The organism is Nocardioides sp. Leaf307, assembly GCF_001423135.1.
GTDB classification, from domain to species: domain Bacteria; phylum Actinomycetota; class Actinomycetes; order Propionibacteriales; family Nocardioidaceae; genus Nocardioides; species Nocardioides kribbensis.
The window spans coordinates 40,598-55,276 of record NZ_LMNY01000001.1 but is presented as its reverse complement, the minus strand read 5'-3'; the positions used below and the strand labels follow the sequence as shown (position 1 = coordinate 55,276).

General features: G+C 73.3%; 12 protein-coding genes. 3 read left to right on the top strand and 9 right to left on the bottom strand.

What is annotated here, in order from left to right; genetic code table 11:
* The first annotated feature begins 47 nt into the window (after positions 1-47).
* Genes ASF50_RS00230 through ASF50_RS00220 form a run of 3 tightly spaced genes read left to right on the top strand, consistent with a single transcriptional unit; the run spans position 48 to position 3,524 of the window.
* Positions 48-1,022 (top strand): enoyl-CoA hydratase-related protein, encoded by a 975-nt coding sequence (locus tag ASF50_RS00230; protein WP_056863044.1) that lies wholly within the window; start codon positions 48-50, stop codon positions 1,020-1,022.
* A 4-nt stretch (positions 1,023-1,026) separates the two neighbouring features.
* On the top strand, positions 1,027-2,745 hold the full coding sequence (locus ASF50_RS00225; protein ID WP_056903116.1) for a class I adenylate-forming enzyme family protein: 1,719 nt from the start codon (positions 1,027-1,029) through the stop codon (positions 2,743-2,745).
* Entirely contained in the window at positions 2,742-3,524 is a 783-nt protein-coding gene (locus ASF50_RS00220) for an SDR family oxidoreductase (RefSeq protein WP_056863042.1), read from the top strand. The genes ASF50_RS00225 and ASF50_RS00220 overlap by 4 nt, the downstream gene beginning before the upstream one ends.
* A gap of 98 nt (positions 3,525-3,622) precedes the next feature.
* Here ASF50_RS00220 and ASF50_RS00215 read toward each other — a convergent pair whose 3' ends face one another.
* The 9 genes from ASF50_RS00215 to mftF all read right to left on the bottom strand — a co-directional run bounded on the left by ASF50_RS00215 (position 3,623) and on the right by mftF (position 14,676).
* Positions 3,623-4,759 (bottom strand): NDMA-dependent alcohol dehydrogenase, encoded by a 1,137-nt coding sequence (locus ASF50_RS00215; protein WP_056903115.1) that lies wholly within the window; start codon positions 4,757-4,759, stop codon positions 3,623-3,625.
* 98 nt (positions 4,760-4,857) lie between these two features.
* Positions 4,858-6,339 (bottom strand): aldehyde dehydrogenase family protein, encoded by a 1,482-nt coding sequence (locus ASF50_RS00210; RefSeq protein ID WP_228941295.1) that lies wholly within the window; start codon positions 6,337-6,339, stop codon positions 4,858-4,860.
* A gap of 239 nt (positions 6,340-6,578) precedes the next feature.
* Positions 6,579-7,343, bottom strand: a complete 765-nt coding sequence (locus ASF50_RS00205) for a crotonase/enoyl-CoA hydratase family protein (protein WP_056863040.1) — start codon at positions 7,341-7,343, stop codon at positions 6,579-6,581.
* A complete protein-coding gene (locus ASF50_RS00200) occupies positions 7,343-8,194 on the bottom strand; it encodes a nuclear transport factor 2 family protein (protein WP_056903114.1) in 852 nt (283 codons plus the stop codon). The genes ASF50_RS00205 and ASF50_RS00200 overlap by 1 nt, the downstream gene beginning before the upstream one ends.
* On the bottom strand, positions 8,191-9,711 hold the full coding sequence (locus ASF50_RS00195; protein WP_056863038.1) for an AMP-binding protein: 1,521 nt from the start codon (positions 9,709-9,711) through the stop codon (positions 8,191-8,193). The genes ASF50_RS00200 and ASF50_RS00195 overlap by 4 nt, the downstream gene beginning before the upstream one ends.
* A gap of 10 nt (positions 9,712-9,721) precedes the next feature.
* Positions 9,722-10,909 carry an acyl-CoA dehydrogenase family protein gene (locus ASF50_RS00190; protein ID WP_056903113.1) on the bottom strand — a complete coding sequence of 396 codons (1,188 nt, stop codon included), beginning with the start codon at positions 10,907-10,909 and terminating at the stop codon, positions 9,722-9,724.
* A gap of 52 nt (positions 10,910-10,961) precedes the next feature.
* Entirely contained in the window at positions 10,962-12,107 is a 1,146-nt protein-coding gene (locus ASF50_RS00185) for a thiolase family protein (protein ID WP_056863518.1), read from the bottom strand.
* A gap of 63 nt (positions 12,108-12,170) precedes the next feature.
* Entirely contained in the window at positions 12,171-13,049 is an 879-nt protein-coding gene (locus ASF50_RS00180; protein WP_200920009.1) for a 3-hydroxyacyl-CoA dehydrogenase family protein, read from the bottom strand.
* 166 nt (positions 13,050-13,215) lie between these two features.
* Entirely contained in the window at positions 13,216-14,676 is a 1,461-nt protein-coding gene (mftF, locus tag ASF50_RS00175; RefSeq protein WP_082502574.1) for a mycofactocin biosynthesis glycosyltransferase MftF, read from the bottom strand.
* Positions 14,677-14,679 lie beyond the last annotated feature (3 nt).

Below are 14,679 nucleotides of genomic sequence, written 5' to 3'. Positions count from 1 at the left end.
AGCGCCGCGTCGGCCGAGCCGACGACGAGCAGACAGGAAGGCCACCCATGGAGCTCGAAACGCTCGTCTACGAGAAGTCCGACCGCATCGCGACGATGACCCTCAACCGCCCCGACCGTGGCAACGCCCTGTGCCGGCAGATGCGCGACGACATGGACCTCGTCATGGACGACCTCGACCGCGACGACGACACCCGCGTGCTCGTCGTGAAGAGCAACGGCAAGAACTTCTGCACCGGCTACGACCTCACCGAGTGGGGCTACCTGTGGGGCAGCGGGGAGCCCTCGCGTCCCGAGGACAGCCGCCCCCACCGGCGTGCGCCGATCTTCTCCAGGCGCGAGTTCCACGAGTCCCGCGAGAGGTGGATGCGCCTGTGGCGCATCCGCCAGGCCACTGTCGGGGTCGTGCGAGGGGCGTGTGTCGCCGGTGGGCTCGATCTCGCCGGCGTGCTCGACATCGTCTTCACCGCCGACGACGCGCAGTTCGGGCAGCCCGAGGCCCGCACCATGGGCGAGATCCACACGTTCGGTCTGTGGCCGGTCCACCTAGGCATGCGCAAGACCAAGGAGTGGTTGTTCACCGGCGACAGCATGACCGGCACCGAGGCCGCCGAGCTCGGGCTCGCCAACCGCGCCGTGCCCGCCGAGGAGGTGCTCGACGTGGCCATGGCCTACGCCGAGCGCATCGCGCACGTGCCGCTGGAGATGCTCTACTCCCACAAGGAGGCCACCAACCGGTGGTGGGACGCCATGGGCATCGCCTCGGCGATCGCGGCCGCCAACGACGCCGACGCCATGGCCATCGCCGGGCCTGCGATGGCGGACTTCAAGCGGTTCCAGGACGCCCACGGGGTGCGCGCCGCGGTCGAGGACCGCGATGAGCCCTTCTCCCACCACCGCACCTACTGGGACGCCTACCAGGCCTCGCGCGGTCGGCAGGGCGGCCGCGAGGACGAGCAGCACGACGACCACCTCCGCACCCGCGCCGACCAGGGCGTGGCCGCGCAGAACGGGAAGGGCTGAGCCGATGCTCCCCAGCGTGGCCGAGCGCCAGGAGGCGCTCGAGGGGCGGCACCCGGCCTGGGTCGCGCGACGCCTCGACGAGCAGCTCGACGCCGCTGTCGAGGAGTTCGGTGACCGCCCCTACGTCGTCACCGACCACCGCAGCTGGACCTACCGCGAGGTCGCGGACTGGTCACGTCGCCTGGCGCGTGGCCTGGTCGCCGCCGGGGTGCGCCCCGGGGACCTCGTGGCCCTGGTCATGGCCAACCACCCGGAGTTCGTGGCGCTCAAGTACGCCATCGCGCGCGCCGGGGCCACCGCGGTGCCGGTGAACTTCCTCAACCGCCGCGACGAGCTGGGCTACGTGCTGCGCCAGTCGGGTGCCTCGGCGCTGGTCACGATGGACGCGTTCCGAGACCTCGACTACCTCGACATGCTCGACGACCTCGCCCCCGGCTGGGAGTCCGGTGGAGGAGGGTCCGACCTGCCCGACCTGCGGGCGGTCTTCGTCCTGACCGGGGAGGGACGCACGCCGCGCCCCGGAGCCCGCACCGTCGAGGAGCTCGGCGGTACGGACGAGGGCTGGGAGCCCGTGACCTCGACCGGTCCGGGCGCCCCCGCGGACGTGCTCTACACGTCCGGCACGACCGGCAGCCCGAAGGGCGTGCTGCTCACCCACGACATGCTGCTGCGCACGGCGTACGGCAGTGCCTTCGGCCGGGCCTTCCAGGATGGTCGCCGGGTGCTGTTCTCCCTGCCGATGTACCACGTCTACGGCTACGTCGAGGGCCTGCTCGCGACGCTCTTCGTCGGCGGCTCGATCGTGCCACAGCTGACGTTCACCCCTGCCGCGACGCTGGCGGCGATCGAGCGCCACCACGTCGACGACGTGCTGCTCATCCCGACGATGACCCAGGCCCTGCTCGACGAGGTCGAGACGGGTGGGCCGGTCCACGACCTGTCGTCGCTGAGCTCCATGATCTCCTCCGGCGGCGTCTCCCCCACCGGACTGTGGCACCGGATCGAGGCCGTCCTCGGCCCCCTCGAGCTCACCACGGGCTACGGGATGAGCGAGACCACCGCCTCGACCACCGTCACCCGGCCCGACGACCCCCGTGAGCGCCGCCTCAGCACCAACGGCAGGCTGCGCGACGTCGGCGTCGCCGGCGACCCCGCCCTGGGCGGCCGGCTCGCGGTCTACCGCGTCGTCGACCCCGCCACCGGCGCGGTGCTCGGGGTCGACCAGGTCGGCGAGCTCCAGGTGCGCGGGCCCGGGGTCACCCCTGGTTACCACCGCAAGCCCGAGGAGGACGCCGCCGCCTTCACCGACGACGGCTGGCTCCGCACGGGCGACCTGGGCCGCCTCGACGTCGACGACTACCTCACGCTCGTGGGACGCAGCAAGGACTGCTACCGCTGCGGCGGAGAGCAGGTCGTGCCCAAGGAGATCGAGGACGTGCTGACCTCACACGATGCCGTCAACCAGGCCCACGTCGTGCCGCTCCCCGACCGGCGGATGGGCGAGGTCGGCGTCGCCTACGTCGTCCTGCGCCCAGGCCGCGCCGTCGACGTCGACGAGCTCCTCGCCCTGTGCACCGCCCGTCTGGCCCGCTTCAAGGTCCCCCGGCACGTGGTGGCCATCGGCGCCCACGAGGTGCCGGTCACCCCCAGCGGGCGGCCCCGCAAGTTCCTGCTCGCCGAGCGCGCCCGCGCCGAGCTCCAGCCGACCGGCGCCGCGTCGTGACCCGCGAGGCGGTCGGCAAGGAGCCCGCAGGGCCCCCGGTCGCGATCGTGACCGGGGCGGCCCGCGGCATCGGCGCCGAGATCGCCGTGCGTCTGGCCGACGACGGACACGACGTCGCTGTCGTCGACCTCGACGAGGCCGCGTGCGCGCAGACCGTGAATCGTGTGAGGGAACGGGGCCGGCGAGCGCTGGCCGTCGGGGCCGACGTGTCGCGGGAGGACACCGTCGTCGCCGGCGTGGCCCGGGTGGCCGAGGAGCTCGGTCCCCCGCTGGTGCTGGTCAACAACGCGGGGGTCCTGCGCAACGGCCTCGCCTTCAAGATGAGCCTCGACGACTGGGACACCGTGGTCGACGTCAACCTGCGCTCCGCGTTCCTGATGAGCAGGGAGGCCCAGCGCCACATGACCACGCGCGGCTGGGGCCGCATCGTCAACCTGTCCTCGATCGCCGCCCTCGGCACCGTGGGCCAGGCCAACTACTCCGCGGCCAAGGCCGGGCTGCAAGGCCTCACCAAGACCCTCGCCCTCGAGCTGGGTCGCTACGGCGTGACCGTCAACGCCGTCGCGCCGGGCTTCACCGTCACCGAGATGACGCGGGCCTTGGCCGAGCGCGCAGGCGTGTCCTTCGACGACCTGGTCTCCGAGCAGGTGGCCGGGATCGCGGTGGGGCGGGCCGGCGCGCCCGACGACATCGCCCAGGCGGTGTCGTTCTTCGCCGACGTGCGGTCCGGCTTCGTCACCGGCCAGGTCCTCTACGTCGCCGGCGGTCCCCACGGCTGAATCCGGGGCGGCGACGGGGAGGGCCCGACGCACACGCACAGCGGCCCGGTCGTCCGAGGACGACCGGGCCGCTGCTTCCCCCGGGACCCGGGGCCGACTCACCAGTCGGCGGGGCCGTACTCGATGAGGCCGCGGATGTTGGTGCCGGCGTTCATGTCGGCGTAGCCCTGGTTGATGTCCTCCAGGCGGTAGCGGGTGGTGATCAGCTCGTCGAGCATGAGCTCGCCCTCCATGTAGAGGCGCAGCAGGTTGGGGATGTCGAAGCGGGGGTTGCCCGAGCCGAAGATCGCGCCCTGCAGCCGCTTCTGGAGCAGGGTCAGCTCGAAGAGGCTGAGGCTGACGTCGGTGTCGAGCATGGAGCCCATGCCGGTGACGACCGCCGTGCCGCCCTTGCCGACCAGCGACAGGGTGCCGGCGATGTCCTCACCGCGGATCCGGCCCACGCAGATGATCGCCTTCTGGGCCATCGCACCCCACGTCAGGTCGGTGACCGGCGCCGTCGCCTCCTCGATGCTGGCGTAGGCGTGGGTGGCGCCGAGCTTCATCGCCATCTCACGCTTGAACGGCACGGGGTCGATCGCGACGATGTGACGGGCTCCGGCAGCACGGGCGCCCTGCACGGCGTTGGCGCCGATGCCGCCGACGCCGACCACGACCACGGTCTCGCCGGCCCGCACGTCGGCGGCGTAGACCGAGGAGCCCCATCCGGTGGTGACACCGCAGCCCACGAGGGCGGCCTTGTCGAGCGGGATGTCGGGCAGGATCTTGATCGCCGAGGCCTCGTGCACGGTGACGTAGGGCGAGAAGGTGCCGAGCAGGCACATCGGCGAGGCGTTCTGCCCCTTCACCTGGATGCGGTTGGTGCTGTCGGCGATGGCCTGGCCGGTGAGCAGCGTCGCACCGAGGTCGCAGAGGTTCTGGTGACCGCGGGCGCAGGCTGCGCACTGCCCGCAGGAGGGGATGAAGCCGAGGACGACGTGGTCGCCCTCCTTGACGCTGGTGACCCCGGGGCCGACCTTGGTCACGACCCCCGCGCCCTCGTGCCCTCCGATGAAGGGGAACGCGCCGGGCTCCACCATCGGGATGTCGCCGACGCGCACGTGCTCGTCGGAGTGGCACAGGCCGGAGGCGGCGAGCTGCACCTGCACCTCGTTGGCGACCGGGTCGCCGAGCTCCACCTCCTCGACCTGCCAGTCCTGGTCGGCTCCCCACAACACTGCTGCTTTGGTCTTCACGCGCTTGTCCTTTGGTCGGTCCTGACGGTGCTGGGTGGTCCCGAGATGGTCGTGCTGGCTGGTACGTCGTGCCGGTGGGCGCCGCGGTGCGGCGCCGCTCAGCGCTGGATGGCCTTGGTCTCGAGGAACTCCTCGATGCCCGCCGGGCCGGCCTCGCGGCCCAGGCCCGACTGCTTGTAGCCGCCGAACGGAGCCGCGGGGTTGAACGCTCCGCCGTTGACCTCGATCTGGCCGGCTCGCAGCCGCTTGGCCACGCGCAGCGCTCGCTCGTCGTCGCCGGACCACACCGCGCCGGCGAGGCCGTAGTCGGTGTCGTTGGCGATCGAGACGGCCTCCTCCTCGTCGGAGTAGGGGAGGATCGAGAGCACGGGGCCGAAGATCTCCTCCCGGGCGATGGTCATGTCGTTGGTGACGTCGCTGAAGATCGTCGGCGTCACGAAGTAGCCGCTCTCGTGCTCGTTCTCCAGGCCCCCGACCACCAGGCGCGCGCCCTCGTCGATGCCGGTCTGGATGAAGCCCCGCACCTTCTCGTGCTGGGTGGCGTTGACCAGGGGGCCGAGCACGCTGGACTCCTGGTCCCACGGGCCCGTGGTGTAGGTCGCGGCGACACGGGTGGCGATCTCCTCGACCTCGGCGAGACGCGAGGCCGGCACGAGCATCCGGGTGAGCGCGGTGCAGGCCTGGCCGCAGTTGAGGTAGGCGTTGGCCAGTCCCCCGGTGACGGCCTGCTCGAGGTCGGCGTCATCGAGGATGACGTTGGCCGACTTGCCGCCGAGCTCGAGCGCGACCCGCTTCACCGTGCCGGCGGCGACCTCGGCGATCCGCTTGCCGGCTCGCGTCGACCCGGTGAAGGAGATCATGTCGACGTCGCGGTGCGCGACGAGAGCCTCGCCGACCCCGGGCCCGTTGCCATGGACCATGTTGAAGACACCGGCCGGAAGGCCGATCTCGTCGAAGATCTCGGCCAGGGCCACCACCAGGAGCGGGGTGACCTCGGTGGGCTTCACCACCACGGTGCAGCCGGCGGCGAAGGCCGCGGCCACCTTGAGGGCCACCTGGTGCAGGGGGAAGTTCCACGGCGTGATGCAGCCGACCACGCCCACCGGCTCGCGCACGATGAGGGAGTTCCCGATCTCGGTGCCCTCGAAGTCGTAGGAGGTGGCCAGGTCGGCGTAGTAGCCGAAGTTGAAGATCGGCAGGCCCAGCTGCACGGCCTTGACCGCCTCGAGCGGGGCTCCGATGTCCCGCGACCCGAGCTCGGCGAGGGCCTCCATCCGCTCGACGAGCAGCTCGGAGGTCCTGGTGAGGTAGGCCGCCCGCTCGGAGGGGGCCAGGGCCGCCCAGGCGGGGAAGGCGGCCCGCGCGGCGGCGACGGCCTTGTCGACGTCGGCGGCGGCGCCCTCGGCGACCTCGGCGATGACCTGCTCGGTGACCGGGCTGCGCACCTCGATGCGCCCGGGCGCGTCGGAGGCGACCCACCGCCCGTCGATGTAGAGGGCGGTGGCGTCGACGACCTCGTCGGCACGGAGGCCGGCGAGCATCGCCTCGAGGGTCGGGCTGGCGAGCGTGCTCTGCGACATGGGAAGCGTCCTTCGCGAAGGGCCTGGCGGGCCGGATGGCTGCGTGTCGCCAGGGGCACTCCGAGTCGTGCGCCGGGCTGTGGTGTCGATCACACCACCCTGAGGTGCGGGCGTCAACCCTGGTGTTGACAAAAGTCCGGGAAGGGCGGGCGGCCTCCCTCCCCAGCGCCCTCGGGGCGGCCGGAGGAGGGCAGGCGCGCAGCGCGCACCGCCGCCCGCAGCACCTCGGGGGCCGCCCACTAGGGCGTCCGGCCCCACACGGGTGGGCGCTTCTCGGCGAAGGCGCGTGCACCCTCGCGAGCGTCGTCGGAGGCGGCGAGCGCCTCGAGCAGCTCGTCCTGACGGGCCACGTCGTCGGCCGAGGGCGCGAGCCGCCGGTCGAGCAGCTCCTTGCTCGCCCGCAGCGAGCCCGGCGCGCTGGCCGCGACCTGGCGCGCGAGGGCCAGGGCGCGGTCGAGCGCCTCCCCGGGCGCCGTCACCTCGTTGACCAGGCCCCATCGCTCCGCCTCCTGCGCCGAGAACGGCTCCCCCGTGAGGGCGCACCGCATCGCGACCGCCCGGGGCACGCGTGCGGAGAGCCGCAGGAGGCCACCCGCCCCCGCCACCAGACCCAGCCTGGCCTCGGGGAGGCCGAGACGCGCGTCCAGGGCGGCCACGACGAGGTCGCAGGCCAGCACGAGCTCGAAGCCACCCGCGAGGGCCGTGCCCTCGACGGCGGCCACCAGCGGCTTGACCGGCGGCCGACGGGTGAAGCCGAGACCGCGGCCGGGCACCTCCGGACGCTGCCCGGTGGCGAGGAAGGCCTTGAGGTCCATGCCGGCGCAGAAGTGGCCGCCGGCGCCGGTGATCACCCCCACGGCCAGGGCCGGATCGTCGTCGAGGCCGTCGAGGGCCTCGGCCAGGGCGGTCGCGGTCGGGAGGTCGAGGGCGTTGCGCACCGCGGGGCGGTCGAGGGTGACCACGCGCACGGCCCCGACGTCCTCGACACCGACCGCGGCACCCATCAGTCCGCCTGCCGCGACTTCTTCAGCGCCGAGCGGGCCGCCAGCCGGTCGGAGACCACGACCCCGCTCGCCACCTTCCCGTCGACCACGGTGACGAAGCCGGCCACGTCCATCACGGCGCTGCCGCCGGAGCCGTCGGCCGCCGCGCCGGCGAGACGCCCGTGGAAGGCGACCCGCGAGCCCGCCGACACCACCACGTCGACCTCCCCGCCGTGCGCCGTCAGCGCAGGGCCGGCGTCGTCGAGATCCGCGTCGTCCCAGACCACGCCCTCGACCGCTGGCAACCCTGCCTCCAGCCACGCCAGCACGACGGACTCGGCGGTCGGGTCGGCGGGCTCCGCGGGGGTGTCCCACGGCGCCACGGCCGGGGAGCCGACCGGGTCGGGCGTGCCCGAGGCGAGCTGTCGACGCCGCGCGGCGTAGTCCTCCTCGGCCCAGGCGCGGGTCAGCCGGTCGCCGCCAGCCCCGTTGCCCCTGACCCCGGAGTCGGAGTCGGAGTCGAAGAGCACGACCCCTGTCCAGGCCGCGGCGTTGCCGTCGTGGCGCAGCGAGACGCCGTGCTCGGTGAAGTGCACCGCTGCCTGGCGGCCGTTGGTCAGCACGTCGTGCACAGTCAGCACGAGCCCGGGGAACTGCGCGAGCTGGCCGACCGTGGCCTCGACGTAGTCGTCACGGCGGTCGACCTCGAAGGTGCCGATACGCAGCCGGTAGTCCTCGGCGAGCAGGTCCTCGCACGCAGCGGGGTCGTGGCCGTTGAGCCAGCTCACCGTCCACCGCCTCACCAGCGGTAGGACCCGGTCGGGCACGGCCCCGACGGAGCCCTTCTCGACACCTGCCACCTCGGCGCTCACGAGACGGGACTTCCGTGGGACATGCGCAGCTCCTTCTTGAGGATCTTGCCCGAGGCGTTGCGGGGAAGGACCTCGATGGTCTCGACCGCGCGGGGGCACTTGTAGTGGGCGAGGCGGTCGCGGGCGAAGGCGATCAGGTCGGCGGCGTCGACCTCGACGCCGGGGCGGGGCACGACGAGCGCCTTGACGCTCTCGCCCCACCGCCGCGACGGCACGCCGATCACCGCGACCTCCAGCACCGCCGGGTGGTGGGCCAGGACGTTCTCGACCTCGGCGGGATAGACGTTCTCACCGCCGGTGATGACCATGTCCTTCATCCGGTCGTGGAGGAAGAGGAAGCCGTCGGCGTCGCGGTAGGCAGCGTCCCCGGTGCGCAGCCAGCCGTCGGCGGTCAGCGCCTGCGCGGTCGCCTCCGGCTGGCGCCAGTAGCCGGGCGTCACCTGGCCCGAGCGGACCCAGATCTCCCCCACGGCGCCCACCTCGGCCGCCTCGAGTGTCACCGGGTCACGCACCTCGACCTCGCAGGCCCACGGCAGGGCCTTGCCGATCGAGCGCAGCAGGTGGGCGCGCGGGCCGCCCGGGTCGTGGTCGGTGGCAGCCAGCGCGACCACGGTGCCCGAGGTCTCGGTCATCCCGTAGACACCGAGGAAGTCGCAGCGCAGTGCCGCGATCGCCGACTCCAGGAGCGCCTCGCTCATGGGTGCCCCGCCGTAGGCCACCAGCCGCAGGCTGGAGACGTCGGAGGTGCGCAGCGCCGGCGAGCCGACGATGCCCTGGATCACGGCAGGCACCATGAAGGCGTGGGTCACCCCGTGACGCTCGATCGCACCCAGCAGCGTGAGGGGGTCCGAGTCGGGCACCAGCACGGTCGTGCCGCCCTGGGTCAGGGCGGTCGAGCCGTAGCCCGCGCCGCCGATGTGGAAGAGCGGCGAGGGCACCAGGTTCACCGTGTCGGCGTCCATGCCGTAGAGCAGGCGACCGCTGGTCCGGGTGAAGGCGAGGTTGTCGTTGGTGATGAGCGTGCCCTTGGGCAGGCCGGTCGTGCCGGAGCTGTAGAACTGCAGCAGCACGCTCTCCCCACGCGTGCGCGTCTCGACCGGGGTGTCGTCGGCCGCGGCGACGAGGGCGTCGAGCTCGGACCCCGTGGTCACGACGCGCACCCCGGCGTCGGCGTCGACCAGGTGCACGAGGTCGGGCGAGACCACCAGCAGCGACAGGTCGGCGTCGGCGGTGATCGAGACCAGCTCGGAGCGGGAGAGTCGCCAGTTGAGCCCGACGAGCACGGCGTCCTGGAGGCTGCAGGCCAGGGCCAGCTCGAAGAAGGCCGGGGAGTTCCTGCCCAGGAACCCGACGCGCCGCTGGTCGGCGACGCCGAGACCGTCGAGCACGTGGGCCAGCCGGGTGCCCCGGCCGTGGAGGTCGGCGAAGCTGAGGCGCTGCTCCTCGAAGAGGATGGCCGTGGCGTCGGGGGTGCGGGACGCCAGGTCGCCCAGCGCCTCCGCGAAGGTGAAGGTCACGCCGCTCTCCTCAGTAGCTCTTGGGCAGCCCGAGGCTGTGCTGCGCGACGTAGTTGAGGACCATCTCGCGGCTCACGGGAGCCGTCTTGAGCATGCGTGCGGTGAACCACAGGTCGGAGAGCCCATACTCGTTGGACAGGCCGTTGCCACCGTGGGTCTGCATCGCCTGGTCGAGTGAGAGCAGGCAGGCGTCGGCGGCGGCGAGCTTGGCGATGTTGGCCGCCTCGGCGCAGGCGGCGTCCTGACCGGTGTCGTAGAGCTCCGCGGCGCGGAAGTTCATCAGCCGGGCCTGCTGCACGTCGATGTAGGCCTTGGCGAGGGGGTGCGACAGGCCCTGGTGGGCGCCGATGGGCTGGCTCCACACCGTGCGCTGGTTGGCGTAGAGCGCTCCGCGCTGCAGGGCGTACAGCGCGATGCCGGAGGCGATCGCCGCAGCAGCGACCCGCTCGGGGTTGAGCCCGGCGAAGACCTGCTGGAGACCGCGGCCCTGGTCACCGACGATCGAGTCGGCGGCGACGGGCACGTCGTCGTAGAAGGTGACGAACTGTCGCTCCGGCGCCCGCAGGGCCGAGTCGATCACGGTGTAGCTGAATCCGGGCGCGTCCGTCGGGATCAGGAAGAGCGACAGCGTGCGCTTGCCGTCGGGGCCCGGCTCGGCATCGCGGGCCACCACCATGACGGCGTCGGCCTCGTCGACCCCGGAGGTCCAGTACTTCTGTCCCGTGAGGGTCCACCCGCCGCCGGGCGACGGCGTCGCGGTGGTGGAGATGTTGTGGGTGTTGGTGCCGGCGTCGGGCTCCGTGATCGCGAAGACCACCTTCTTCTCCCCGCTGCAGATCCCCTCCAGCCACCTCTCCTTGAGCACCTCGGATCCGTGGCGGGCGATGATCGATGCGGTGATCGAGCTGATGACGATCATCTGCATCGGGCAGCCCTGGGCGGCGCACTCCTCGATCACGACGGCCAGGTCGGCCAGGCCCCCGCCCCCGCCGCCCCACTCCTCGGGCATGTTCACGCCCAGGAAGCCGGCGTGCCCGAGGTCGCGGTAGAGCTCGTCGGGGAAGCCGCCCCGGGCTGCCGCCTCCTGGAAGTAGGCACGACCGTACTTGCCGGCCAGGGCCGCCACCGACTCCCGCAACGCCCGACGCTCCTCGGTCTCCGGGATGAGCGGAGAGTGGCTCAGCTTCAGGTCGGACATCGGGACTCCTCGTGGTGGCGGGTGGTGGACGGCGCGTGGCAGGTCGACCGGGTCAGAGCAGCTCGAGGATCGTGGCGTTGGAGAGCCCGCCGCCCTCGCACATCGTCTGGAGGCCGTAGCGCACGCCGGCCTCGCGCATGTGGTGGACCATCGTGGTCATCAGCCGAGCCCCACTGGCGCCGAGCGGGTGGCCGATGGAGATCGCACCACCGTGGGGGTTCATCAGGGCCGGGTCGGCTCCGATCTCCTTCTGCCAGGCGAGCGGCACCGAGGCGAAGGCCTCGCTGACCTCGAAGACGCCGATGTCGGAGAGCGACAGGCCCGAGCGGTCCATGGCCTTGCGGGTGGCGGGGATCAGGGCGGTGAGACTGATGATGGGGTCGTCGCCCGCGACGACGGCGGTGTGCACCCGCGCGATCGGCGTCATGCCGAGCTCTCGCGCCTTGTCGCCGGTCATGACCAGCAGCGCCGCCGCGCCGTCGTTGATCGAGGAGCTGTTGCCGGCGGTGAGCAGGCCGTCCTCGGCGAAGACCGACCGCAGGCCGGCGAGCTTCTCCAGCGAGCCGCCCGGCCGGATGCCCTCGTCGTGCTCGACGGTCACTCCGTCGGCAGTGGTCACCGGGACGATCTGGCTCTCGAAGAGGCCGTTCTTCTGGGCGTGGGCCGCCTTCTCGTGCGACGACAGCGCGAACTCGTCGAGCTGGGTGCGGGTGAGCGACCAGCGACGGTTGATCTCCTCGGCGCCGAGGCCCATGTGGGGTCGACGCCCGTCGTAGCGGGCGGCGAAGCGCTCCCCGAACGGGTCCTTGTCGAGCACCGAGGCCCCCATCGGCACGCGGCTCATCACCTCGACGCCGCCGGCGACGACGATGTCGGCCTGCCCCGAGACGACCATGGCGGCGGCGGAGTGCACGGCCTGCTGGGAGGAGCCGCACTGCCGGTCGAGGGTCGTGCCGGGCACCGACTCGGGCCACCCGGCAGCGATCACCGCGTTGCGCGCCACGTTGTAGGTCTGCTCGGCGACCTGGTGCACACAGCCCCAGTGGACGTCGTCGACCAGGGCGGGGTCGAGTCCGGTCCGGGCGGCGAGGGCGACGAGCAGGTCGGCCGAGAGGTCGACCGGGTGCTCGGCGGACAGGCCGCCGCCCCGCTTCCCGACGGGGGTACGGATGGCTTCCACGATCACGGCGTCGCGCACGGTCACTCCTCAGGTGGTGTCGGTCACACCAGTATCAACACATGCGTTGACGCTCCACAAGGCCTACGGGCGCTCTCCTTCGGACCAGTCGAAGAACCCGCGCCCCGACTTCCGGCCCAGCCGACCCTCGGCGACCATCTCCTCGAGCAGGCGCGGGGGCGCGAACCGCGGGCCGAGGGACACCTCGAGCTGACGGCTGATGTCGAGGCGCACGTCGAGACCGACGATGTCGCTGAGCGTGAGCGGCCCGACCGGGTGGCGGTAGGCCAGCCGCACGGCCCGGTCGATGTCCTCGGCCGCGGCGACACCCTCCTCGAGCATCCGGATGGACTCCAACGCCAGCGTCAGGTCGAGCCGGCTGGTGGCGAAGCCCGGCGAGTCGTTGACGACGGCGCTCTCCTTGCCCATCGCCCCGACGAGGTCGAGGGCGAGGGCGAGGGACTCCGCGCCGGTGCGAGCCCCCCGGACCACCTCGACGAGCCCGATCGACCAGACCGGGTTGAAGAAGTGCAGGCCGCAGAAACGCTCAGGATGCGCCAAGGGAGCAGCCAGGGCGTCCACCGACATCGAGCTCGTGTTGGTCGCGAGCAGTCGTGGAGCGAGCGCCTCGGCCGCGGCGAGCACTGCCGCCTTGAGGTCCGCCCGCTCGGGCACGCTCTCCACGATCACGTCCAGACCCACGGGGAGGTCCTCGACCGACCCGACGACCACGAGGCCCTCGCGGACGGCGTCGGCCCGCGCCTCGTCGAGGCGTCCGCGGGCGACGCCGCCGGCCAGCGCGGCGTCCACCTCGTCGCGCAGGGCCCTCACGCGCTCGGCACTGGGCTCCACCACCGTGGTGCGCAGGCCGTGGGTGGCCATCACGTAGGCGATGCCCACCCCCATGGTGCCGCCGCCGACGACCGCGCCCCGGAGCGCCGCCCGCACCGGAGTGCTCACCACCCGGCTCCCCTCACACGGTCGCAGCACGGACGGGAAGGTCGGGTCATCGTGGTCCTCGGCTTCACTCGGTCGGCCCGACGGTCGGGGACCGCCCCGACCGTACGGCGCCCCGCGCTCGACCGTCAACGTTCTTGTTGACGGACTGCGGTCCGCTCGCACGGGCGGCTCAGCGACGCGAGCGCGGCGAGCGCGGCGAGCGCGGCAGCAGGCAGCGCGGCGAGCGGGCGCGCAGAGCGCCCAGCCACAGGCCGGTGCCGTAGGCGAGGTCGTCGAGGCGGCGGCCGAGCAGCAGCAGGCGGGGGTCGGCGCGGGGGTGCTCGCGCACGCCGACCACCAGGTCGACCACGAGGGCCGAGACGACGGCGCGGCGCACGTCGCGGCTGAGGGCGACGCCGACCACGGTGAGCGGCCACCAGTGCCGCAGCAGCAGGCCGGTCTCCTGGCGCACGGCCCAGCCCAGGCCGCGGGCGGTGAGGCCGGCGGCCAGGCGCGGGCGCTCCGGCGCCTCGGGCAGCGTGGTGGCCAGCGCGTGCGCGCCGCGGGCCACGGCCAGGGCCGCCACCGGGGCCGACCAGCGGCGGCGCAGCAGCAGCGCCGCCGCGGCGAGCGCCAGCTCCGGTGAGAGCACCGCGGGCGCGCCGCGGTCGCCGTGGCGCTGGGCCAGCAGCGCCCCACCGGTGCCGTAGAGCACCTTGCGGCCCAGCCAGCCGCGCACGGTGGCCCGGGCGTCGTGGTCGACCTGCTCGCCCGCGTCGTAGCGCACGGTGCGACCGGCGGCGTCGAGGCGCCAGACGAGGTCGACGTCCTCGGCCACCCGCAGCCCGGGCTCGAAGCCCTCGCCGAGGTCGGCGACCCGCCCGACCAGGCAGGCGGCGGGCAGCCAGCCGACCGCGGCGCCCGGGCGCACGACCCCGCCGCGGGTGCCGAGGCCGAGCGAGGAGGCGACCTCGTCGTAGCTCTCCCACCACCGCGCCCGCGTGCTGCGCGCCCGGCCGACCACCCGCGGGCCGACCAGCGCGACCGTCGGGTCGAGGAGGTGCCGGGCCAGGCGCAGGAGCAGGTCGGTGCCGACGGTGACGTCGCAGTCGACGAGGGCGACGTAGGGCGTGCGCACGTGCGCCAGGCCGGCGTTGCGGGCGCCGCCCGGCCCGACGTTGACGGCGAGCGCGAGCACCTCGACGCCGTGGCGGCGGGCGACCGCGGCGACGGCGGCGGGGTCGCGGGAGGCGTCGTCGACGACGAGCACGCGGCAGGCCCGACCCAGGGCGCCCAGCGCGCGGTCGAGCTGGTCGCAGCGGTCGCGCACGGGCAGCACCACGGTGAGCAGGTCGGCCGCGACCGGTGCGGGGTCGAGCACCGGCTCCGCGACGTCGGCGCGCAGCAGGCTCGCGGCCAGCGCGGCCGAGCGGTCGTCGGTCACCACGAAGCCGCCGTCGCCCAGCACGGCGAGCGCCGCGGGCGAGAGCCGCATCGCGCGCATCGGCGAGCCCCCGACGAGCAGCCGTCCGCCGTCGAGGCGGCGTACGTCGGGGCGCAGGGCCACCCGGAAGCCGTCGGGCAGCCGGTCGGGGGGGCGGGCGGCGCGGGGAGCCGCGGCGTCGGCGCGGGTCGGGGCGTCGAGACTCATCGG

Excerpts from the sequence above, each read along its gene's own strand:
- ASF50_RS00225 (WP_056903116.1), top strand. The coding sequence starts at position 1,027 with ATGCTCCCCAGCGTGGCCGAGCGCCAGGAGGCGCTCGAGGGGCGGCAC.
- ASF50_RS00190 (WP_056903113.1), bottom strand. The coding sequence starts at position 10,909 with ATGTCCGACCTGAAGCTGAGCCACTCTCCGCTCATCCCGGAGACCGAG.
- mftF (WP_082502574.1), bottom strand. The coding sequence starts at position 14,676 with ATGAGTCTCGACGCCCCGACCCGCGCCGACGCCGCGGCTCCCCGCGCC.
- ASF50_RS00230 (WP_056863044.1), top strand. The coding sequence starts at position 48 with ATGGAGCTCGAAACGCTCGTCTACGAGAAGTCCGACCGCATCGCGACG.
- ASF50_RS00205 (WP_056863040.1), bottom strand. The coding sequence starts at position 7,343 with ATGGGTGCCGCGGTCGGTGTCGAGGACGTCGGGGCCGTGCGCGTGGTC.
- ASF50_RS00210 (WP_228941295.1), bottom strand. The coding sequence starts at position 6,339 with ATGTCGCAGAGCACGCTCGCCAGCCCGACCCTCGAGGCGATGCTCGCC.